General features: G+C 71.5%; 19 protein-coding genes. 13 read left to right on the plus strand and 6 right to left on the minus strand.

Annotation, left to right across the window (positions count from 1 at the left end; translation table 11 throughout):
* Nucleotides 1-207: 207 nt before the first annotated feature.
* Nucleotides 208-1,695, plus strand: a complete 1,488-nt coding sequence (locus U9R90_RS29430) for an AMP-binding protein (RefSeq protein WP_411059711.1) — start codon at nt 208-210, stop codon at nt 1,693-1,695.
* A gap of 10 nt (nt 1,696-1,705) precedes the next feature.
* Here the strand turns inward: U9R90_RS29430 and U9R90_RS29435 are convergent, their stop codons facing one another.
* Complete coding sequence (locus tag U9R90_RS29435) at nt 1,706-1,906, minus strand: hypothetical protein (protein WP_411059712.1); 201 nt, start codon at nt 1,904-1,906, stop codon at nt 1,706-1,708.
* Between the two features lie 207 nt (nt 1,907-2,113).
* Here U9R90_RS29435 and U9R90_RS29440 point away from each other — a divergent pair, with 207 nt between their 5' ends.
* Genes U9R90_RS29440 through U9R90_RS29455 form a run of 4 tightly spaced genes read left to right on the plus strand, consistent with a single transcriptional unit; the run spans nt 2,114 to nt 4,584 of the window.
* The gene (locus U9R90_RS29440) at nt 2,114-2,899 is read left to right on the plus strand and encodes an SDR family NAD(P)-dependent oxidoreductase (protein WP_411059713.1); all 786 of its coding nucleotides are present in this window, start codon (nt 2,114-2,116) and stop codon (nt 2,897-2,899) included.
* Between the two features lie 15 nt (nt 2,900-2,914).
* Complete coding sequence (locus U9R90_RS29445) at nt 2,915-3,454, plus strand: flavin reductase family protein (protein ID WP_411059714.1); 540 nt, start codon at nt 2,915-2,917, stop codon at nt 3,452-3,454.
* A complete protein-coding gene (locus U9R90_RS29450; RefSeq protein ID WP_411059715.1) occupies nt 3,451-4,374 on the plus strand; it encodes an MBL fold metallo-hydrolase in 924 nt (307 codons plus the stop codon). Before U9R90_RS29445 ends, U9R90_RS29450 begins: the two co-directional genes overlap by 4 nt.
* Nucleotides 4,375-4,425: 51 nt before the next feature.
* Nucleotides 4,426-4,584 carry a hypothetical protein gene (locus U9R90_RS29455; protein ID WP_411059716.1) on the plus strand — a complete coding sequence of 53 codons (159 nt, stop codon included), beginning with the start codon at nt 4,426-4,428 and terminating at the stop codon, nt 4,582-4,584.
* Nucleotides 4,585-4,673: 89 nt separating this feature from the next.
* Here the strand turns inward: U9R90_RS29455 and U9R90_RS29460 are convergent, their stop codons facing one another.
* Nucleotides 4,674-5,144 (minus strand): nuclear transport factor 2 family protein, encoded by a 471-nt coding sequence (locus tag U9R90_RS29460; RefSeq protein WP_411059717.1) that lies wholly within the window; start codon nt 5,142-5,144, stop codon nt 4,674-4,676.
* A 113-nt stretch (nt 5,145-5,257) separates the two neighbouring features.
* On the minus strand, nt 5,258-6,622 hold the full coding sequence (mgtE, locus tag U9R90_RS29465) for a magnesium transporter (RefSeq protein WP_411059718.1): 1,365 nt from the start codon (nt 6,620-6,622) through the stop codon (nt 5,258-5,260).
* Between the two features lie 358 nt (nt 6,623-6,980).
* Between mgtE and U9R90_RS29470 the strand changes: the two genes are divergently transcribed.
* The gene (locus U9R90_RS29470) at nt 6,981-7,607 is read left to right on the plus strand and encodes a hypothetical protein (RefSeq protein WP_411059719.1); all 627 of its coding nucleotides are present in this window, start codon (nt 6,981-6,983) and stop codon (nt 7,605-7,607) included.
* Nucleotides 7,608-7,636: 29 nt separating this feature from the next.
* Entirely contained in the window at nt 7,637-8,290 is a 654-nt protein-coding gene (locus tag U9R90_RS29475; RefSeq protein ID WP_411059720.1) for a class F sortase, read from the plus strand.
* Here the strand turns inward: U9R90_RS29475 and U9R90_RS29480 are convergent.
* Nucleotides 8,287-10,206 (minus strand): AMP-dependent synthetase/ligase, encoded by a 1,920-nt coding sequence (locus U9R90_RS29480; RefSeq protein ID WP_411059721.1) that lies wholly within the window; start codon nt 10,204-10,206, stop codon nt 8,287-8,289. The genes U9R90_RS29475 and U9R90_RS29480 overlap by 4 nt on opposite strands.
* Before the next feature lie 89 nt (nt 10,207-10,295).
* Nucleotides 10,296-10,715 (minus strand): GNAT family N-acetyltransferase, encoded by a 420-nt coding sequence (locus tag U9R90_RS29485; RefSeq protein ID WP_411059722.1) that lies wholly within the window; start codon nt 10,713-10,715, stop codon nt 10,296-10,298.
* Between the two features lie 117 nt (nt 10,716-10,832).
* On the opposite strand from U9R90_RS29485, the gene U9R90_RS29490 reads away from it, so the two are divergent.
* Both U9R90_RS29490 and U9R90_RS29495 read left to right on the plus strand, forming a co-directional pair.
* Complete coding sequence (locus tag U9R90_RS29490; protein ID WP_411059723.1) at nt 10,833-13,493, plus strand: alpha/beta fold hydrolase; 2,661 nt, start codon at nt 10,833-10,835, stop codon at nt 13,491-13,493.
* A 2-nt stretch (nt 13,494-13,495) separates the two neighbouring features.
* Complete coding sequence (locus tag U9R90_RS29495; RefSeq protein ID WP_411059724.1) at nt 13,496-14,353, plus strand: ABC transporter permease; 858 nt, start codon at nt 13,496-13,498, stop codon at nt 14,351-14,353.
* A 54-nt stretch (nt 14,354-14,407) separates the two neighbouring features.
* Here U9R90_RS29495 and U9R90_RS29500 read toward each other — a convergent pair whose 3' ends face one another.
* The gene (locus tag U9R90_RS29500; RefSeq protein ID WP_411059725.1) at nt 14,408-15,964 is read right to left on the minus strand and encodes an aspartate aminotransferase family protein; all 1,557 of its coding nucleotides are present in this window, start codon (nt 15,962-15,964) and stop codon (nt 14,408-14,410) included.
* 330 nt (nt 15,965-16,294) lie between these two features.
* Between U9R90_RS29500 and U9R90_RS29505 the strand changes: the two genes are divergently transcribed.
* The 4 genes from U9R90_RS29505 to U9R90_RS29520 all read left to right on the plus strand — a co-directional run bounded on the left by U9R90_RS29505 (nt 16,295) and on the right by U9R90_RS29520 (nt 18,992).
* The gene (locus U9R90_RS29505; RefSeq protein WP_411059839.1) at nt 16,295-16,759 is read left to right on the plus strand and encodes a flavin reductase family protein; all 465 of its coding nucleotides are present in this window, start codon (nt 16,295-16,297) and stop codon (nt 16,757-16,759) included.
* Between the two features lie 83 nt (nt 16,760-16,842).
* Entirely contained in the window at nt 16,843-17,604 is a 762-nt protein-coding gene (locus U9R90_RS29510; RefSeq protein ID WP_411059726.1) for an SDR family oxidoreductase, read from the plus strand.
* 82 nt (nt 17,605-17,686) lie between these two features.
* On the plus strand, nt 17,687-18,541 hold the full coding sequence (locus tag U9R90_RS29515) for an NAD(P)H-binding protein (protein WP_411059727.1): 855 nt from the start codon (nt 17,687-17,689) through the stop codon (nt 18,539-18,541).
* A 46-nt stretch (nt 18,542-18,587) separates the two neighbouring features.
* Nucleotides 18,588-18,992, plus strand: a complete 405-nt coding sequence (locus tag U9R90_RS29520) for a YybH family protein (RefSeq protein ID WP_411059728.1) — start codon at nt 18,588-18,590, stop codon at nt 18,990-18,992.
* The last annotated feature ends 38 nt before the right edge of the window (nt 18,993-19,030 follow it).

The following is a 19,030-nucleotide window of genomic DNA, read 5'->3' on the forward strand; positions in this document are numbered from 1 at the left end:
GCGCGCCGTCATCGGCGCGCTTCGGCGTGGGCGGCCCACCCTGGCCCCCCTCCCTAGGCCTCCCATGGAGCAGCGCTCGAAGCACGAGATCCGTCCTGGCGCGATACGTAACCGAGCGACGCACAAGCCCCCGTCGTCACGGTCACCCAAACTTGGCGGACGGCAGGGGCCTGGCGCGGGTTCCGGGCAGGACGGGGTGACAGCGACATGAACTCACTGATGAACGCGGTCACCCGGCACGCCCGGCGCACACCCCGCAGGCCCGCGCTGGTCTGGCGTGGCGCGGAGGTCAGCTACGGCGCGCTCGGCGAGCAGGTGGAGCGGTACCGCGCGCTGATCCGCGGTCTGGACGGCGCCCAGGGGGAGCCGCTGGCCCTGATCGCCAAGAAGTCCCCGGCCGCGGTCGCGCTGATCACGGCCGCGCTGATGGAGCACCGGCCGCTGCTGCTCCCCTCGGCGGAGCTGGGCCGGATCACCCTCAACAAGCTGGTGGCGCAGGCGGGTTGCCGCCATGTCCTGACCGTGCGGCCCGAGCCCGGTGCCGAGGTGCAGAGCACTTTGGTGCCCGGCGCGTCCCCGGTCGACCACCAGGGCGCCGCCCTGATGCTCACCACGTCAGGATCGACCGGCACCCCCAAGATCGTGCCGCTCCCGCCGGAGGCGCTGATCCGGTTCACCGGGTGGGCCGCGGGCCGGTTCGGCATCCGCGAGGGCAGCAGCGTGTTCAACTACGCGCCGCTCAACTTCGACCTCTGTCTGCTGGACATCTGGACGACCCTGCGCGCGGGCGGCCGGGTCGTGCTGGTCGACCAGGACCAGGCTGCCAATCCGGCCCATCTGCGGGACCTGCTCAGTACCACCCGGCCCGACGTCGTCCAGGCGGTGCCGATGCTCTACCGGCTGCTGGCCGACCCCGGGGACCCTAAGGCGCACCGCTTCCCCGGCGTGAAGAAGGTCATCAACACCGGTGAGGCCCCGGGCTCGGCGGTGCTGGCCGCGCTGCCGGAGCTGTTCCCCGACGCCACGTTCTACAACCTCTACGGCTGCACCGAGACCAATGACAGCTTCCTGTACGAATTCCACCCGGACTCCGTCGCGAGCCCGCGCCAGGGGGCGGCCGAGGGCGCACCGCTGCCCATCGGCACTCCGGTGTCCGGCGTCCGCTATCTCGTCCTGGCCTCCGACAAGACGGTGCTGACCGGGGCGGGCGAAGGCGAACTCGTGGTCTCCACCCCCTTCCAGAGCAGGGGATACCTCAACGCCCCTGAGGCGGCCGAGGCGTTCGCCGCCCAGCCCGGAAGCTCCCGCAGCTGGTATCACACGGGCGACGTGGTGCGGCGGGACGACAGCGGGGTGCTGACCCTGGTCGGGCGCACCGACCACCAGGTCAAGGTCCGTGGCGTACGGATCAACCTGCAGGACGTCGAGCAGACCCTGCTCGAGCACGAGGCGGTGGCCGAGGCGGCCGTGGTCGCCCTCGCGGACCCGGACGCCGGGAAGTCCCTGTGCGCGGTCGTACGCCGGGTGCCGGGCAGCGGTCTGGGCAGTCTGCAGCTGCGCGAGCACTGCGCGAAGCGGCTGGCCAGGGCCGCCATCCCGGCGAAGGTGCACATCACGGACGACGCGCTGCCGCGCACCGGGACGGGAAAGGTCGACCGGCAGGCGATCACCCACCGGCTGACGAGAAGGCGCTGAGCATCCGTGCTTAGTCGCCAACTCCGCAGGACTGGGGAACCCCGGCCGCGAGGTCGGCACACCACTTGGCCGTGCGCAGCAGCCGCCCGGCCTGCTCCTGCGCCATCCGCACGACCCGGTCGTTGACCCGTACCCGCTCAGACGGACTGACTGTCCAGCCCAGGCGGCGCAGCGCCATCCAGACTGCGGCCAGCGGCAACTTCCGACTCACCGGCCGCCCCTCCCCGCCCGCCACCCGTTCATCAGATCAACGACACCGTGTGCGAAGGGTCACGCATTCGACCCACGCACCTACATCCGCCTCCGGCTGACCGGGCGACTCCGCCGGAATTCGAGGGCTTCCCAAGGTCTCGGGCTCACGGTCCTCGGTAAGCGGCACAACGCATCATCACGACGACCGAGGCAAGGGGATGTCACGATGACAGACACGGGACGACGGGTCGCCTTCGTCACCGGCGCGACCAGCGGAATCGGCCTGGCCGTCACCGAGTTGCTGGCCCGGCAGGGCACCGCGGTCTTCGGTGTGGCGCGCGGCGACGACTCCGTTCGTACGATGGTCAAGAGGCTGCGCGAGGAGGGCCTGGAGGTCGCGGGGACGGTGTGCGACGTCACCTCGGTCGAGCAGATACGGGCCGCCGTCGAGGAGGCCGTACGGACCTACGGGCGGATCGACATCCTGGTCAACAACGCGGGCCGCGGCGGTGGCGGCGTGACCGCCGAGATCGAGGACGCCCTCTGGGACGACGTGATCGAGACCAACCTCAACGGCACCTTCCGCGTCACCCGCGAGGTACTGAGCACCGGCCTGATGCGGGACGGCGACTGGGGGCGCATCATCAACATCGCCTCCACCGGCGGCAAGCAGGGCGTCGAGCTGGCCGCCCCGTACTCCGCGTCCAAGAGCGGCGTGGTCGGCTTCACCAAGGCGGTCGGCAAGGAGCTGGCCCCGACCGGCATCACGGTGAACGCGGTCTGCCCGGGCTATGTGGAGACCCCGATGGCACAGCGCGTGCGCCAGGGTTACGCCGGGCACTACGGCGTGAGCGAGCAGGAGATGCAGGCGAAGTTCAACGCCAAGATCCCGCTGGGCCGCTACTCCACTCCCGAGGAGGTCGCGGGCCTGGTCGGCTATCTCGCCTCCGACACCGCCGCGTCGATCACCGCGCAGGCGCTCAACGTCTGTGGCGGACTCGGCAACTACTGAGACGGAGTACACCAGATGACACCCGTAACCGGAGCCCTGCTCGCCGGACCCGACGTCGCCACCTTCCGTAGCGCGATGGGCCGCTTCCCGACCGGTGTCACGCTGCTCACCCAGGGCAGCGGCGACGACACGATCGTGATGACCCTCAACAGTCTGACCTCCGTCTCGCTCGACCCGGTGCTGATCCTGGTCTCGGTCAAGGCGGACGGCCGGATGCGCCCCCGCGTGGCCCAGAACGGCACGTACGCGGTGAACCTGCTGCGTGAGGCGCAGCGGCCGCTGGCACAGGAGTTCTGCCGCCCGGACCGCCCGCAGGGCGAGGCGGCGATGGCGCGGATCGGCGCGGTGGAGGGCGTCACCGGCAGCGCCGTGATCCCCTCGGCCGAGGCGTACTTCGAGTGCACCCTGGAGGCTACGTACGAGGCCGGTGACCACGCCCTGCTGATCGGCCGGGTGGTCGCCTTCGGCGGCGGGCCGACCGATTCCGACCCGCTGGTCTTCCACCAGGGCCGCTTCACCAGCCTGCCCGGCGTCGCCGAGGCGGCGGCCGCGTGACCACCCAGACCACCACCGCGCCGCACGGCTCCCTGACGGAACTCGCCGACGGAGTGCACGCGTTCGTCCAGCCGGACGGCGGCTGGTGCCTGAACAACGCGGGCCTGGTCGTCGGCGCCGACCGTACGGTACTGGTGGACACCGCCGCCACCGAGGCCCGCGCCCGGCGGCTGCGGGACGAGGTGGAGCGGGTCGTGCCCGGTGGCCCCGACTTCGTCGTCAACACCCACTTCCACGGCGACCACACCCTCGGCAACGGGCAGTTCACGCCGGGCGCCGTGGTGGTCGCCCTTGAGGGCACCCGCGCCGAGTCCGAGGAGGCCGGGCTCGGGGTCCACGACATCTGGCCGCACGTGGAGTGGGGCGAGACGCCGCTGGTGCTGCCCGACCTCACCTTCCAGGGCTCGCTGACGCTGCGCGCGGGCGGGCTGCGGGCCGAGCTGATCGACGTCGGGCCCGCGCACACCGCGCACGACACGGTGGTCTGGGTGCCGGAGCGCTCGGTGCTGTTCACCGGGGACGTGGTGTGGTCGGGGGTCACCCCGTTCGTACTGTTCGGGACCGTCACCGGCTCGCTGCGGGCGCTGGACGAGCTGCGCGCCCTGGGGGCCCGCACGGTGGTGCCGGGGCACGGCCCGGTCGGGGGGCCCGAACTGCTCGACGCCACCGGGGCGTACCTCACCTGGCTCCAGCAAGTGGCCGAGGACGGCGTACGGGACGGGCTGACCCCGCTCGCTGCGGCGGCCCGCGCCGGCCTCGGCGCGTTCGCTCAGCTCGTCGACTCCGAGCGCCTGGTGGCCAATCTGCACCGGGCCTACGCCGAACTGGACGGCCTGCCGCCGGGGGCGCCGATCGACGTCCCCGCCGCCTTCGCGGAGATGGTCTCCCACCATGGCGGGATGCCCGCCTGCCACGCCTGAACCACGCACCACGCACCACGTCCACTACGCCCACCACGTAAGGAATCGCACATGACCGCGACAGCGCTGGCCGAGCACGATCCCGGCCGGGACTTCCAGCAACTGACCGAGGCTCTGGACCGACTGGACGTCGACCCGCCGCACTGGCTGCTGGCCGGTGAGACGGACAGCGGCGCCATCGAGCCGCACATCTGCCGGGGTATCGACTGACCCCCGCGCACGACATCCCGCACCGCATACGGAAGGGGCCCCCGGTCGGGGGCCCCTTCCGTATGCGGGCTGGTACGCGTGAGCAGGGCTCAGAAGGCGAGTTCGGGAGCGGGCGGGGCGACCGGGGTGTCCTTGCTGATCACCCGGGAGCGGGTGACCAGCCGGCCGTCCTGGCGGATCAGCACATCGTTCACGGTGAAGGTCGGCTGGAAGCTGACGTTGCCCTCGCGGTCGGTCTGGGTGACCAGCGTGTAGTACGAGGTGTGCAGCGTGTCCGGGTCGTCCGGGTCGGGCTCGATCAGCAGGTGACCGAACCAGTGCCGTACCGCGATGTCCTGGTAGCGCGGCAGACTGGCCCGCATCCCGGCCAGCATCTCGGCCCGCCCGCGCTGCCGCTGCCCACCCGCGTGCACCACCTCGCCGTCCTCGGTGAAGGTCTCCGCGAACCCTTCGATGTCGAGTGCGTCCACGCGCCGCATCTGCCACGCGTAGAACGTCTGGACCTCGGCGTAGAGGTCCCCGGTGACCTGCTTGTACGTTGCCCGGACCGCCTGAGACACGGCAACTCCCTTCGGTGACGACCTGCCGCCTGACCTGACGCAGGACCGCCGCCCACGCTGCCCGCAGCCGCTCAAGCCGCGCTGGAGACGCCGTTGTGCCCCTCGGGTCCCCGTCAGATCCCCAGTACCGCCTTCGCCGTCACGAAGTAGATGATCAGGCCGGTCGCGTCGACCAGCGTGGTGACCATCGGTGCCGACACCACGGCCGGGTCGATCCGCAGCCGCTTGGCCAGCAGCGGCATGGTGCCGCCGATGGTCGCCGCCCAGCCGCAGATGAGGACCAGGGTGATCCCGACGACCAGGGCGATCTTGGCGCTGGCGAAGATCGTGCCGACGGCCAGGCCGAGCACCGCGAGCAGGCCCCCCAGCACCAGTCCGACCCGGCACTCGCGGCCGATCACCCGCAGCAGGTCCGAGCCCCGCACCTCGCCGACGGCCAGGGCGCGGACACAGGAGGTGGCGGCCTGCGCGCCCGCGTTGCCCCCGGCCCCGATGAGCAGCGGGATGAACATGGCGAGCTGGGTGACCCGCTCCAGGGTCCCCTCGAAGGCCTGGGTGACGCTGACCGTCAGCGTCGCGGCGACCAGGAGCAGGCTCAGCCACAGCGCCCGCGAGCGCGCGAGCTGCCACACGGACGCGGCCATGTAGTGGCCCGACCAGGGCGCGGCACCGGACTGCCGGGCCACGTCCTCGGTGTCGGCGGCCTCGATGACCTCCACCGCGTCGTCGATGGTGAGCAGTCCGACGAGCCGGTCCTCGCTGTCGACGACCGGCAGGTTGAGGTCGTTGGTCTCGCGCATCAGCCGGGCCGCGTCCTCGGCCGACTCGGTGGCGCGCGCGGACATCGGCTCGGTGACGACCAGTTCGGAGACCATGGTCTCCGGCGGGCTGAGCACCAGCTCGCGCAGCTCCACGATGCCGGTCAGCCGCTTGCCCTGGTCGACCACGGGGAGCGTGTAGACGGTCTCGGCATGCCCGCCCTTGGCCCGTACGGTGGCCAGCGCCTGCTCGACGGTGAGGTCCTGGGACAGTGCCACGAACTCGGGGGTCATATAGCGGCCGACCGAGCCCTCGGGGTACCCGAGCAGCGCGGACGTCATCCGCCGCTCGTTCGCGCTCAGTCCCGCGAGCACCCGCTTGGCGACCTTGGCGGGCGCCTCGCGCAGCATCCTGGCCCGGTCGTCGGGGTCCATGGCCTCGACGAGTTCCAGGAAGCTGTGGTCGCGCAGACCCTCCAGGATCTGCTGCTGGTCGACCGGCTCCAGCTCCTCGAAGACGTCCAGCGCCCGGTCCTTGTCGAGCAGCCGGAAGGCGATCCCCGCGTTGACCGCGTCCATCCGCGCCAGCTCGTCGGCGATGACATGGGGCGGGGTCACCTCGAGCCACTCCAGGGCGGCGTGCACCTGATGGCTCTCCACTATCTTCCGCAGCGGCTCGGGCGGCTCGAAGCGGATGTCGGGTGTGGGGGACTGCGGCATGGTCGTAACCGTATACGGGGATACGGGGCCATCCGGATGATCTCGTCACCCACACAGCGATCGCCGGGCGCCCAGCGCGTGCGGGAAGTGGCTGGAGCGCCTTGGCTTAGAGCCTGTTTCTGAACCCCCGTCGTCCGCGCGGAGCGCGGGCGCAGCGGCGTTCGGTGCGTGCCCTCGGTGTGCGGCGTTGCAGGTCATGAATGGGGTCTCCCCTGCTCGAGCGAAGCCGAGAGCTTGGGGAAGGAGCCACCTGTCCTGCGGCGCCGTGCGGCGAGGGTGCGTGCCGGGCGTCGGGGCGCAGGCGGAGGTTCAGAAACAGGCTCTTAGGCCACAGGCACCTGCTGCGGAGGGCACGCTCATGCGCACCACCCGGATATCCCGGCCGCTTCGGCTCTTCGGCCCGCTCGTCGCCGTGGGCGCGGTGGTGGTGGGGGTGCCGCTCGCGCTGTTCGCGGTGCACGAGACCGATTCCGGTGCGCGGCCCGCCGCGGGTGCCGAGCCCGGTGTCCAGGTCACCGCCGAGGGCTCCGTGGTCCGGGTGAGCACCGGCTCCTGCCCGAACGGCGGGAGGGCCGCCCTGCTCAGTCCGGGCCGGGCCAGCTTCGCGGAGGGCAGGCAGGTGGAGCTCACGGGCAGCGGCGGCACGCTGAGCGGGTCCTGGCAGGGCGTCGCGCCGGGGACGTACACGGTGGCGGTGGTCTGTTCGGGCGGGGAGTCGGCGGGGGCGCAGCGGGTCACGGTGACCGGGGCGCCGACGCCGATGCGTACACCGTCCCCGTCCGCCACACCGGCGCCTACCCCCACCTCCTCCCCGTCCTTCGCGCCCACGACCGGGCCGAGCGGCAGGGTGCGGGGCGGCTTCGGCGGCGGCGCTACGGAGACCGACCCTCGGGTGCAGATCGCCGCGGGTGCCGCGCTCGCGGTGACGGCCGGGCTCGGCGGTACCTGGCTGATCCGGCGCCGCAGCCGCCGCAACTCCTTCTGACAGGCGTACGAGCGTACGGAGGTGAGCGCATGGGCTCCTCGTACCGGGGACCGCGGATCAAGGCCCCGCTGGCCGGGCTGACCGCGCTGTCCGTGCTGGTCGGCGGCTGGCTGATGGCCGAAGGGGTCAGGGCCCAGGAGCGGCCGCCGCGCCCGCCCGCCTCCGCACAGCGGCCGCCTGGAGATTCCCCTGCGGCCGCTGCCGGTGCGCTCGCGCTGCCGCCCGCGCTGCCGCTGCGGATGCGGATCGCGGCCATCGGGGTCGACACCCCGCTGATGGGCCTCGGGCTGCTCCCGGACGGCACCCTCGACACCCCTCCGGACAGCGCGACGGAGCTGGCCGGCTGGTACCAGGACGGCACCACGCCGGGTGCCGCCGGTACCGCGCTGACCGTCGGACACCTCGACTCGGCCACCGGGCCCGCCGTCTTCTACCGGCTCGGGGCGCTGCGCCGGGGCCACACCGTGGAGGTCGACCGCGCCGACGGGCGTACCGCCGTGTTCACCGTCGACGCCGTGGAACTGCACGAGGGCGAGGCCTTCCCCGACGACCGGGTGTACGGGCGGGCGGCGCGCCCGGAGCTGAGGGTCATCACCTGCGGCGGCGACTACGCGGGACCGGACGCGGGCTACCGGGGCAACACCGTGGTGTACGCGCACCTGACCGGCGTGCGGCGGTCCTAGGGTTTGTCGTACAGCGCGTCGATCTCGTCCGCGTACGCCTCGGTGACCGCCCGCCGTTTGATCTTCAGCGACGGCGTGAGCAGCCCGTTCTCCTCCGAGAACTCGCCCTCGACGATCACGAAACGCCGGATCGACTCGGCCCGCGACACCGCCTCGTTGGCGTGGTCCACGGCCTTCTGGACGTCCGCGATCATCCGCGGATCGCGGACGACGTCCGCCATCGGGGTGTCCCTGGGGCGCTTGCGTACCGTCAACCAGTGCTCCACGGCGTCCGGTTCGAGGGTGACGACCGCGGCGACGTAGGGCCGGTTGTCGCCGACGACGATGCACTGGCCGACCGGGGGCCGACTGCGCAGCCGGTCCTCCAGGATCGCGGGCGAGACGTTCTTGCCCCCGGAGGTGACCAGGATGTCCTTCTTGCGGCCGGTGATCCGCAGATAGCCGTCGTCGTCGAGCGCGCCCAGGTCCCCGGTCGCGAACCAGCCGCCGTCCAGGGCCTGTTCGGTCGCCTCGGGGTTGTTCCAGTACGCGCCGAAGACGATGCCGCCCTTGACCAGTACCTCTCCGTCGTCCGCGATCCGGACCGCCGTGCCCGGCACCGGCAGCCCGACGGTGCCGGGGCGCGGGCTGAGCGGCGGGGTGACGGTGGCCGCGGAGGTGGTCTCGGTGAGGCCGTAGCCCTCGTAGATGACGATTCCCGCGGCCGAGAAGAAGAGGTTGAGGCGCCGGTCCAGGGGCGATCCGCCGCTGATCGCGTAGCGCAGCCGGCCGCCGAGCTCCTTGCGCACCCGGCGGTAGACCAGCAGGTCGTAGAGCCCCCAGGCGAGGTACAGGCCGAGCGAGGGTCCCTTGCCCTGGCCGAGGAACGTGGTCAGAGACGCCTCGCCGAAGCGCACCGCGATCCGGTCGGCGCGGTCGAAGGACGCGCCGCGGCCGAGTCTCTCGGCGGTGGCCCGCCCGGTGTCGTGGATCTTCTCGAAGAGGTACGGCACGCCGACCACGAAGGTCGGCCGGAACGAGCGCAGTTCCGGGCGGAGTTCGTCGGGCTTGATGCTCGGGCAGTGGCCGATCTCGATGCGCGCGAGCAGGCAGGCGAGCTGGATGGTGCGGCCCAGGATGTGCGCCAGCGGGAGGAAGAGCAGGGTCGAGGCGACCTGCCCGGTGACCTCCTTGAAGACGGGGTGCAGCAGTTCGACGGTGTTGGCGGCCTCGGCGTGCAGGTTGCCGTGGGTCAGCACACAGCCCTTGGGCCTGCCGGTGGTGCCGGAGGTGTAGCAGACGGTGGCGATGGTGTCGGGGGTGAGCGCTGACCGCCGCTTGGCGATCTCGTCGTCCGGTATCTCCCGGCCCAGCGCGGCGAGTTCGAGTACGGCTCCGGCGTCGAGCTCCCAGCGGCGCGGGGGCCCCGGCAGCTTGGCGGTCGCGGCCTCGGCGGTCCGGGTGTGCTCGGGTGACTCGGCGATCAGGAAGCGGGCGCCGGAGTCCCGGACGATCCACTCGATCTGCTCGGCCGACGAGGTGGCGTAAACGGGGACGCTCTGGCCACCGGCCGCCCAGATCGCGAAGTCGAGTACGGCCCAGTCGTAGCGGGTGCGCGACATCAGCGCGACCCGGCCGCCCGGTTCGAGCCCGGCCGCGATCAACCCCTTGGCGGCGGAGGTCACTTCACGGGCGAAGGCCTCGGCGGTCACGGGCCGCCACCGCCCGGCCTCCTTGCGGCGCATCACGACCGCCTGCGGGTCTTCGGCCGCGTTGGTGAAGGGGATGTCGGCGACGGATCCCGCCCCGGGTTCGGCGGCGAGCGCGTCCGTGCGCACCTCACGTACGGCACCGTCCTCGCGGATCAGCTCGGTACGTACCCGAGTGGCCAGGTCGCTGCGCTGGCGCGCCCTCTTGAGATCCCTGCGTACGCCCACGGTCGGCTCCGTTCGGCCGGTGATGGTGTGCCGTGCGGTTCTCCGAAGTTCTATACGCAAGGGTCAACTTACTGGCGCGTAAGAAGAAATCAAGGGGTGTGCGGGAACTCCCAGGCGATCATCGCGAAGGAGTCGTCGTCCTTGCCGCCCGCCGAGCGGTAGGTGGCCAGCGCCGCCTCGTTGTCCGGCTCCACGCCGACCCACATGTCGTAGCAGCCCAGCTCGCGGGCGAGGCCCTCCAGCGTGGCGACGAGGGCGCGGCCGATGCCGCGGCGGCGGAAGGACTCGTCCACACCGAGTTCGTACAGGCACATCTCGGTGCCCTTGTCGGGGTGGACGAGCTCGATGCCGCTGATGAAACCGACCGGTGTCGCGCCCTCGTAGGCGAGGAAGAGGTGGTGGCCGGGGGCGTCCAGGAAGCGCCGCGCCCGCTCGGGGCGTACCGGGGAGTCGAAGAGAGGGGTGGCGGCGACCAGTTCGTCGACGGTCCGTGCGCGTCGGATCTCCATGGCCGTCTTCGTACCACGAGCGCAGTACGCGGGGCATCCGAATACCCCACAGGGAGGCCTGGGGGCTCCGCCTGACGGCTGCTTCGGTTGTCACACCCCGCCCGTACGGTTGATCGCATGGTTCGTCGAAGAATTCCCAGGCCTCGCCCCAGGCCGCGGCTGGTCGCCGTAGCGGCCGCTCTGGCCGTCCTCGTGGGCGCCGGCACCTGGACCGCCGTCGCCCGCGACGACGGTCCCTCCGTGCGGAGCAGTCAGCAGACGCTGCAGACGGACGGGGCGCGGATCGACACCACGTACTTCACCGCGGGGGACAAGGACAGCAGGCGGCCCGCCGTGCTGATCGGGCACGGCTTCGGCGGCAGCAAGGACGACGTACGAGGGCAGGCTGAGGACCTGGCCAGGGACGGGTACGCGGTGCTGACCTGGTCCGCGCGCGGCTTCGGCCGCTCCAGCGGCAAGATCGGGCTGAACGACCCGGAGGCCGAGGTCGCCGACGTCTCGAAGCTGATCGACTGGCTGGCCAAGCGGCCCGAGGTGCGCCTGGACGCCGACGGCGACCCGCGCGTGGGCCTCACCGGCGCCTCGTACGGCGGGGCGGTGTCGCTGCTCGCCGCGGGGCATGACCATCGGGTCGACGCCATCGCCCCGCGGATCACGTACTGGAACCTCGCCGACGCGCTGTTCCCGGACGGCGTGTTCAAGCGGCTGTGGGCCGGGATGTTCGTGTCGTCGGGCGGCGGCTGCGACAGCTTCGAGGAGCGGCTCTGTGCGATGTACGAGCGGGTGGCGGTGGCGGGCGAGCCGGACGCCGATGCGGTCAGGCTGCTTGCGGAGCGCAGCCCGTCCGCCGTGGGCAAGAAGATCAAGGCGCCGGCGCTGATCGTCCAGGGGCAGAGCGACTCGCTGTTCCCGCTCGGCCAGGCCGACGCCATGGCGCAGGCCATCGGGGACAACGGCGCGCCGGTCGCGGTCGACTGGATCGCGGGCGGCCACGACGGCGGCGACATGGAGACCGGCCGGATCAACGCCCGTATCGGCGACTGGTTCGACCGCTATCTGAAGGACGACCAGGGAACCGACACCGGACCCGCCTTCCGGGTCACCCGCACCGGAGGCGTCGACTCCACCGACGGCCGGGCGACGCTGCGCGGGGCGAGTGGCACCGCGTATCCGGGCCTGGACGGCGACGAGCGGACGGGTAGGGCCGTCGGGCTCCGGGAGGGCGGGAAGAAGGACACCCAGAAGTTCGAGAACCCCGCGGGCGGAAACCCGCCGTCGATCTCGGCCGTGCCCGGACTCGGCGGGTCGCTCGCCGAGCTCTCCGCGCTCGGGGTCGGCGGCCTCGCCGCCGAGTTCCCCGGCCAGTTCGCGCGCTTCGACTCGGCGCCGCTCCCCCGCGATCTGCGGATCACCGGCGCCCCGACGGTGCGTGTGCGCCTCAAGGCCGACCGGGAGGAGGCGGTGCTGTTCGGCAAGGTGTACGACGTCGGCCCGGACGGCACCGAGCAGGTGCTGCCCGCGCAGCTGGTCGCGCCGGTCCGGGTCGACGGCGCCAAGGCGGGCAAGGACGTCGAGCTCACGCTGCCCGCCATCGACCACGAGGTCCAGGCCGGGCACCGGCTGCGCCTGGTCCTGTCCGCCACCGACCTCGGGTACGCGTCACCGGCCGAGCCCGCCGCGTACACCGTGACGCTCGGCGGCGACCTGCGGGTGCCGACCGCGCCCGGGGTGACGGCCGCCGCGGCCCCGCTGCCCGCCTGGGTGTGGATACTGCCGCTGGCCGGTGCCGCCCTCGCGCTCGGCCTGCTGCTCACCGCCCGTCGCCGCGGCGCGCACCCCCCGCCGGACCCGGAGCTGGCCGACGTACCGCTGCGGATCACGGACCTGAGCAAGAAGTACGGCAGGAAGTCCGACCCGTCCGACCAGTACGCCGTCAAGGATCTCTCCTTCAGCGTCGAGAAGGGCCAGGTGCTCGGCCTGCTGGGGCCCAACGGCGCGGGCAAGACCACCACACTGCGCATGCTGATGGGTCTGATCAGCCCCGACGGCGGCCGGATCCGCGTCTTCGGGCACGCGATCAGCCCCGGCGCTCCGGTGCTGTCGCGGGTCGGCTCCTTCGTCGAGGGCGCGGGGTTCCTGCCGCACCTCAGCGGCCGGGAGAACCTGGAGCTGTACTGGCGGGCCACCGGACGCCCCGCCGAAGACGCCCACCTGGACGAGGCGTTGGAGATCGCCGGGCTCGGGGACGCCCTCACCCGCGCCGTACGCACCTACTCCCAGGGCATGCGGCAGCGGCTCGCCATCGCCCAGGCCATGCTGGGCCTGCCGGACCTGCTGATCCTGGACGAGCCGACCAACGGCCTGGACCCGCCGCAGATCCGCGAGATGCGCGAGGTGATGATCCGGTACGCCGCCCAGGGCCGCACGGTCATCGTCTCCAGCCATCTCCTCGCCGAGGTCGAGCAGACCTGCACCCATCTGGTGGTGATGGACCGCGGCCGTCTGGTGCAGGCCGGGGAGGTCGCCGAGATCGTCGGCTCCGGGAAGACCCTGCTGGTCAGCACGGCCGAGCCGATAGGCGACGCGATCGTCGAGAAGGTCGACGCGCTGCCCGGTGTGGGGTCGGCGACCGCCGCCGACGGCGGGCTCCTGGTGCGCCTGGACGGCGCGCCGGTGCCGCAGCTCCTGGCGGAGCTGCTGCGCCTGGAGGTGCCGGTCACCGGCGTCGGCCCGCACAGGCGGCTCGAAGACGCCTTCCTGAACCTGATCGGAGCCTGAGCATGAGCACCCTCACCGAGTCGGCGCCCGGCTACCGCCGGGCCCGCACCCTGCCCTTGCGGGTGGAGGCGGTACGGCAGCTCAAGCGCCGCAGGACCATGGTCATGGGCGCGGTCCTCGCCGCGATGCCGCTGGTGGTGGTCACGGCGTACGCGCTCGGCGGCACCCCGGGCCCGGACGACAGCACCGGCACGTCCCTGATGCAGACCGCGACCTCGTCGGGCGTCAACTTCGCCGCGGCCTGCCTGTTCCTCACGGCCGGGTTCCTGCTGGTGGTGCCCTTCGCGCTGTTCTGCGGGGACACCGTGGCCTCGGAGGCGGGCTGGTCGTCGCTGCGCTATCTGCTGGCCATGCCCGTGCCGCGGGCCAGGCTGCTGTGGAGCAAGCTCGTGGTGGCACTCGGCCTGGCCCTGGCGGCGATGCTGCTGGTGCCGCTGGTCGGCCTGGTGGTGGGCACCCTCGCCTACGGCTGGGGGCCACTGCAGCTGCCCACGGGCGGCGGGCTCCCGGCCGGTGAGGCGGCCTGGCGGCTCACGATCGTCTTCGGGTACGTGTTCGTCTCCCAACTGGTCACCGCGGGCCTCGCGTTCTGGCTGTCGACGAAGACGGACGCCCCGCTCGGCGCGGTCGGCGGGGCGGTCGGCCTGACCATCCTCGGCAACATCCTGGACGCGGTCACCGCACTCGGCGACTGGCGCGACGTCCTGCCCGCGCACTGGCAGTACGCGTGGGTGGACGCGCTCCAGCCGAACCCGGAGTGGGGCGGGATGATCCAGGGCTCGGCGCTCTCGGTGACGTATGCGCTGGTGCTGTTCGCGCTGGCGTTCCGGGGGTTCGCGCGCAAGGACATCGTGTCGTAGTCGCCCGCGGGGGGGCTGCTCGCGCCGGGCCTGGACGTCCGGCTTGGAGGTCGGTCAGGCGGGCGCGGGCAGGGACAGGGGGCGCTGGTAGCCGCCGCGGATGATGTCGCAGGTGTCCCTGAGCGCCGTCTGCAGCTGCTGGATCTCGTCGTCGGTGAGCAGCACCGACGGCTCGAACCGCAGGGTGTTCGCGGCGCTGGCGGTCGGGAAGGTGCGGATGCGGTGCCCGCGCAGCAGATGACCGGCGATGACATAGCCGAACAGCCCGGCCTGGGCGGCCTCCTGGATGGCCGGGACGGCAGCCTGCGCCTGGTCGTGGAACTCCAGGCCCAGCATCAGGCCCCTGCCCCGTACCTCCTTGACCACCTCCGGGTAGTCGCCGCGCACGGCTTCGAGCATCGCCTTGACGCGCTCGCCGCGCTCGGCGGCCATCCGGTAGACGGCGCCGTCGTCCGCCTCCAGGAGCTCCAGCACCCTGAGGGCGATCAGGCTGGAGAACCCGTCCTTGGCGAAGGTCGAGCTGTGGACCAGCTCGAACTGCCCGCGGTAGCGGGACTGGCGTACCAGCAGGACCGAGACCTTAGCGATGCCGCCGCCGAGGCTCTTGGCCAGCGTGTAGTAGTCACCGCGCAGGCCGAGCTGAGTGCTGGCCAGGAAGGTGCCGGTGCGGCCCATGCCGCTCTGGATCTCGTCGACGACGACCGGGCAGTCGATCGCCGCGCAGACCCGCTGGACCTCCTGGACGAAGTCGGCCGGGAGCTCGCGGATGCCGCCCTCGCCCTGGATCGGCTCCAGCAGGAAGGCGCAGAACACGGGGGCCTCGTGCTCGGTGACCCGGACGGTGCCGTCCTCGATCGTAAGGCCGAGCAGGACCGACCGCTCCCCGTCGACGATCCGCTGGAGCGCGCCGGGCTCGTCGAGGGGGACGAACCTGGCCTGGGCGGCCAGCGCCTTGAACGGCGCGCGGTAGCCGTCATTGTGGGTGAGCTGGACGCTGCCGACCAGCTTGCCGTGGAAGGAGCCCTCGGGGGCCAGGAGGAGCGGGGGCCTGGACAGCTGCTCGGCGTTGTGGCGGGTGACGGCGTCGAGCAGAGCGTCCGGCATGGCAGCGGTGCCCGCGCGTACGGCGGCCCGTACGGACTCCAGTTGTGCGGTGAGCTCATCGGTGAGTTCGGACAGCCGCTGCACCCGGTCCAGTTCGGCGTGCTTGATGGCGGCTTCGTTGGCCTCGGCCCCGGAGTTGGCGAAGATCGCGAAGTACGGCTCGGTGTCGCCGAGTTCACGCTGCACGATGCGGTTCAGCGCGCGGGCCAGCCGGTTGGCGTCGGGATGGAGCGAGAACTGCGCGTGTACGGGCGTCTGCGCCGCGAGCACCTTGGCCGCGTACTCGGTGATCTCCGGGTGGTTGTGCCCGAGCAGCAGGGAGCCGTATCCCCCCGCGTAGTCGAGCACCGGAATCTCGTGGCCGTCGGCACCGCGCATGAAGAGGGTGTTCCGCTCGGCCCTGACATATTCGACGTCGAGTCCGGCGGAAGCCAGTACGGCCCGCAAATGGGGCTCGGACAGCTCGGGCAGCTCTGACTGCTCTGACTGAGCGGATTCCACGGTCACGGTTCTCTCCCCATGTCGGCAGCACCTCGGGCCTTCGGGGTCATATTGACGCGGAACCCTTCAATGCCGGGTCACAGCAGGGTCATTGACTGATCCGATTCGGCGAAGACCCGGCGATTACTTGTCGGTTAAGGGACGGCAGATCACCGTCGGATAGCTTCGGAATCCGCTGGCGGCCCATAACCCATCGGGGCAGACCGGATGTTCACGATGGTCGAATCCAAAGAGGGTGACATGACTCCTGTATCCAGCACGATCGAACCCACTGCCCCGCGGACCGCGCACACCAGCGCACTCGTCCCCGTGCCGCCCGCCTCGCTGCGGGACACGATGTCCCGGTTCGCTACCGGGGTGGTCGTCCTCACGGTGGGCGGCGAGCAGATGCACGCCATGACGGCGAACGCGTTCAGCTCGGTGTCGCTGGCCCCGCCCACCGTCCTGTGCTCCGTGGCGCACAGCGCGGTGATGCACGGCGCCATCACGGCGGGTGAACGGTTCGGGGTGTCCATCCTGGGCGCGGGTCAGGAGCATCTCGCACGGCACTTCGCGGACAAGAAGCGCACCCTCGGCGCCGCCCAGTTCGACGGGATCGACTGGCGGCCGGGCGAGCGCACCGGGGCGCCACTGCTGTCGGGGTCGCTGGCGTGGCTGGAGTGCGAGCTCACGGACGCGCACGAGTCGGGTGACCACACCATCTTCATCGGGACGGTGCTGGGCACCGGGCGCGGCACCGACCAGCCCGGACTGCTCTTCTTCGACGGGAAGTTCGGTGTGCCGGCCGGCCAGAACCACTGAACGCCTTTTCCTCCTCACCCCTTTCTCTCTTTCCTTCCCCTCGCCTTCCCCTCCCTCTTTCCCTTTCCACAGAAAGAATCAGGATGTCTGACTACGCGAACAAGAAGGCCGTCATCACCGGCGGTACGCACGGCATGGGCCTGGCGATCGCCCAGGCGCTGCTGAAGGGCGGCGCCGAGGTCCTGGTCACCGGCCGCAACGAGAAGAACATCGAGGCCGCCAAGGCCGAGCTCGGCCCGGCCGCCCATGTCGTCCGCTCCGACGCGGGCAGCCTCAGCGACATCGACGCGCTGGCCAAGACCGTCGAGGAGAAGCTCGGCCGGATCGACCACGTGTTCATCAACGCGGGTACGGCGGTCCTCGAGCCCTTCGAGTTCGTCACCGAGGAGTCGTTCGACAGGCAGTTCAACGTGAACACCAAGGGCGCCTTCTTCGCCGCCCAGCGCCTGGCGCCGCTGATCCAGGAAGGCGGTTCCATCGTCTTCACCAGCTCCGTCGCCGACACCGGCGGCACCCCCGCGATGAGCGTGTACTCGGGGTCGAAGGCGGCACTGTTCTCCTTCACCCAGGTCATCGCGGCGGAGCTGCTGCCGCGCAAGATCCGCGTGAACGCGGTCAGCCCGGGCTTCATCGACACCCCGAGCATGGGCATTCCCGGCCTGAGCGACGAGGAGAAGGCCGGCTTCCACACGCTCGGCGACACCCTGACCCCGATGAAGCGGCACGGCTCCTCCGAGGAGGTCGCGCGCGCGGCCCTCTATCTGGCGGTGGACGCGACGTTCACCACGGGTTCCAAGCTGCCGGTCGACGGCGGCCTCGGCCAGGGCGTGCAGTACCCCTCCTAGGGCCTGTCCACAGCGGCCGGCGCACCTGTCACGCGCACCCGCCCCACGCACCCGACCTCACACATCCCACACCCTCCGGGAGATGACCGACGTGGCCACAGCGAAACCCATTCTGGTACTCGGCGGAAAGGGCAAGACCGGGAGCCGTGTCGCCGCTCAGCTCCAAGACCGCGGTCTGGAGGTCCGGGTGGCCAGCCGGTCGAGCCCGACCCGGTTCGACTGGTTCGACGAGAGCACCTGGCCGGCCGCCCTGGACGGGATCGGCGCGGTCTACCTGGTGGACATGGCCGACCAGCCGGTGGAGTGGAATCCGGCGTACTCGGTGCGCGCCTTCTGCCGACTGGCCAAGGCCAGCGGTGTCGGGCGCGTCGTCCTGCTGCAGGCCCGCACCAACGAGGACGCGGGCGGCAAGTCGCTGATCGCCAGCGAGGGCGAGGTCCGCGCGTCCAGCCTGGACTGGACGATTCTGCGGCCCAGTTGGTTCTTCCAGAACTTCGACGAGGGCATCCTGCTCGGCGGCGTCCACGAGGGCGAGATCCGGCTGCCGGCGGGCGACGGACTCGAGCCCTTCATCGACTGCGGGGACGTGGCCGCGGTCGCGGTCGCGGCTCTCACCGAGGACGGCCACACCGGCAGGACCTACGAACTCTCGGGGCCGCGGCTGCTGTCGTTCGGCGACGCGGTCGCCGCGGTCGCCGGGGAGACGGGGCGGGACATCCGCTATGTCGCGGTGACACCGGACGCGTACGTGGACGAACTGGTCGCCGAAGGCGTGCCCGCCGGCTACGCGTGGATGTGCGCCGACCTGTTCGGTCAGATCAGGGAAGGCAAAGGCGCCTACCTGTCGACCGGCGTCCAGGACGCCCTGGGGCGCGTACCCCGTGACTTCGCCGAATTCGCGAAGGCCGCGGGCGCCACCGGCGTCTGGGACGTCTGAGAACCCACCGATCACCAGAGAAATCACAGGAGAAGGAGACAGCACCATGACTGCCGATGCCGACCTGTACAGCCTGGAACTGACCGACGACCCCGATGTGCAGAACGAGGTGTTCCTCAAGGCCTTCAACTCGGGCGAGGGAGCGGTCTTCGACCGGCTGTACCGGGACGACGCCATTTCCAACCTCTCGGGCCAGCCGCTGACCGGCGCCGAGCGGACCCGGGCCATCAAGGAGATGCTGGCCAAGGGCCCGACGCTGAACTCCACGCTGAAGCACTCGTACACCGCGGGCGATGTGACCCTCATCGTCGTGGACTTCGAGCTGGGCCTGCCCGACGAGAACGGTGAGCTGATACCCGTCAAGGGCCAGTGCACCGACGTCGTGCGCCGGGTCGAGGGCGACAAGTGGCTCATGGCCATCGACCGTCCGGTCGCCGACGCCGCTGCCTGAGCCACGGGAGGGCCGGGCCCCCACCGGGCCCCGCCATC

Source organism: Streptomyces sp. E11-3 (assembly GCF_046540415.1).
Taxonomy (GTDB): domain Bacteria; phylum Actinomycetota; class Actinomycetes; order Streptomycetales; family Streptomycetaceae; genus Streptomyces.

What these genes read in the sequence shown, in the direction of transcription:
- U9R90_RS29430 (WP_411059711.1), top strand. Translation starts at nt 208, where the DNA reads ATGAACTCACTGATGAACGCGGTCACCCGGCACGCCCGGCGCACACCC.
- U9R90_RS29440 (WP_411059713.1), top strand. Translation starts at nt 2,114, where the DNA reads ATGACAGACACGGGACGACGGGTCGCCTTCGTCACCGGCGCGACCAGC.
- U9R90_RS29445 (WP_411059714.1), top strand. Translation starts at nt 2,915, where the DNA reads ATGACACCCGTAACCGGAGCCCTGCTCGCCGGACCCGACGTCGCCACC.
- U9R90_RS29455 (WP_411059716.1), top strand. Translation starts at nt 4,426, where the DNA reads ATGACCGCGACAGCGCTGGCCGAGCACGATCCCGGCCGGGACTTCCAG.
- mgtE (WP_411059718.1), bottom strand. Translation starts at nt 6,622, where the DNA reads ATGCCGCAGTCCCCCACACCCGACATCCGCTTCGAGCCGCCCGAGCCG.
- U9R90_RS29470 (WP_411059719.1), top strand. Translation starts at nt 6,981, where the DNA reads ATGCGCACCACCCGGATATCCCGGCCGCTTCGGCTCTTCGGCCCGCTC.
- U9R90_RS29475 (WP_411059720.1), top strand. Translation starts at nt 7,637, where the DNA reads ATGGGCTCCTCGTACCGGGGACCGCGGATCAAGGCCCCGCTGGCCGGG.
- U9R90_RS29485 (WP_411059722.1), bottom strand. Translation starts at nt 10,715, where the DNA reads ATGGAGATCCGACGCGCACGGACCGTCGACGAACTGGTCGCCGCCACC.
- U9R90_RS29490 (WP_411059723.1), top strand. Translation starts at nt 10,833, where the DNA reads ATGGTTCGTCGAAGAATTCCCAGGCCTCGCCCCAGGCCGCGGCTGGTC.
- U9R90_RS29495 (WP_411059724.1), top strand. Translation starts at nt 13,496, where the DNA reads ATGAGCACCCTCACCGAGTCGGCGCCCGGCTACCGCCGGGCCCGCACC.
- U9R90_RS29505 (WP_411059839.1), top strand. Translation starts at nt 16,295, where the DNA reads ATGTCCCGGTTCGCTACCGGGGTGGTCGTCCTCACGGTGGGCGGCGAG.
- U9R90_RS29510 (WP_411059726.1), top strand. Translation starts at nt 16,843, where the DNA reads ATGTCTGACTACGCGAACAAGAAGGCCGTCATCACCGGCGGTACGCAC.
- U9R90_RS29515 (WP_411059727.1), top strand. Translation starts at nt 17,687, where the DNA reads ATGACCGACGTGGCCACAGCGAAACCCATTCTGGTACTCGGCGGAAAG.
- U9R90_RS29520 (WP_411059728.1), top strand. Translation starts at nt 18,588, where the DNA reads ATGACTGCCGATGCCGACCTGTACAGCCTGGAACTGACCGACGACCCC.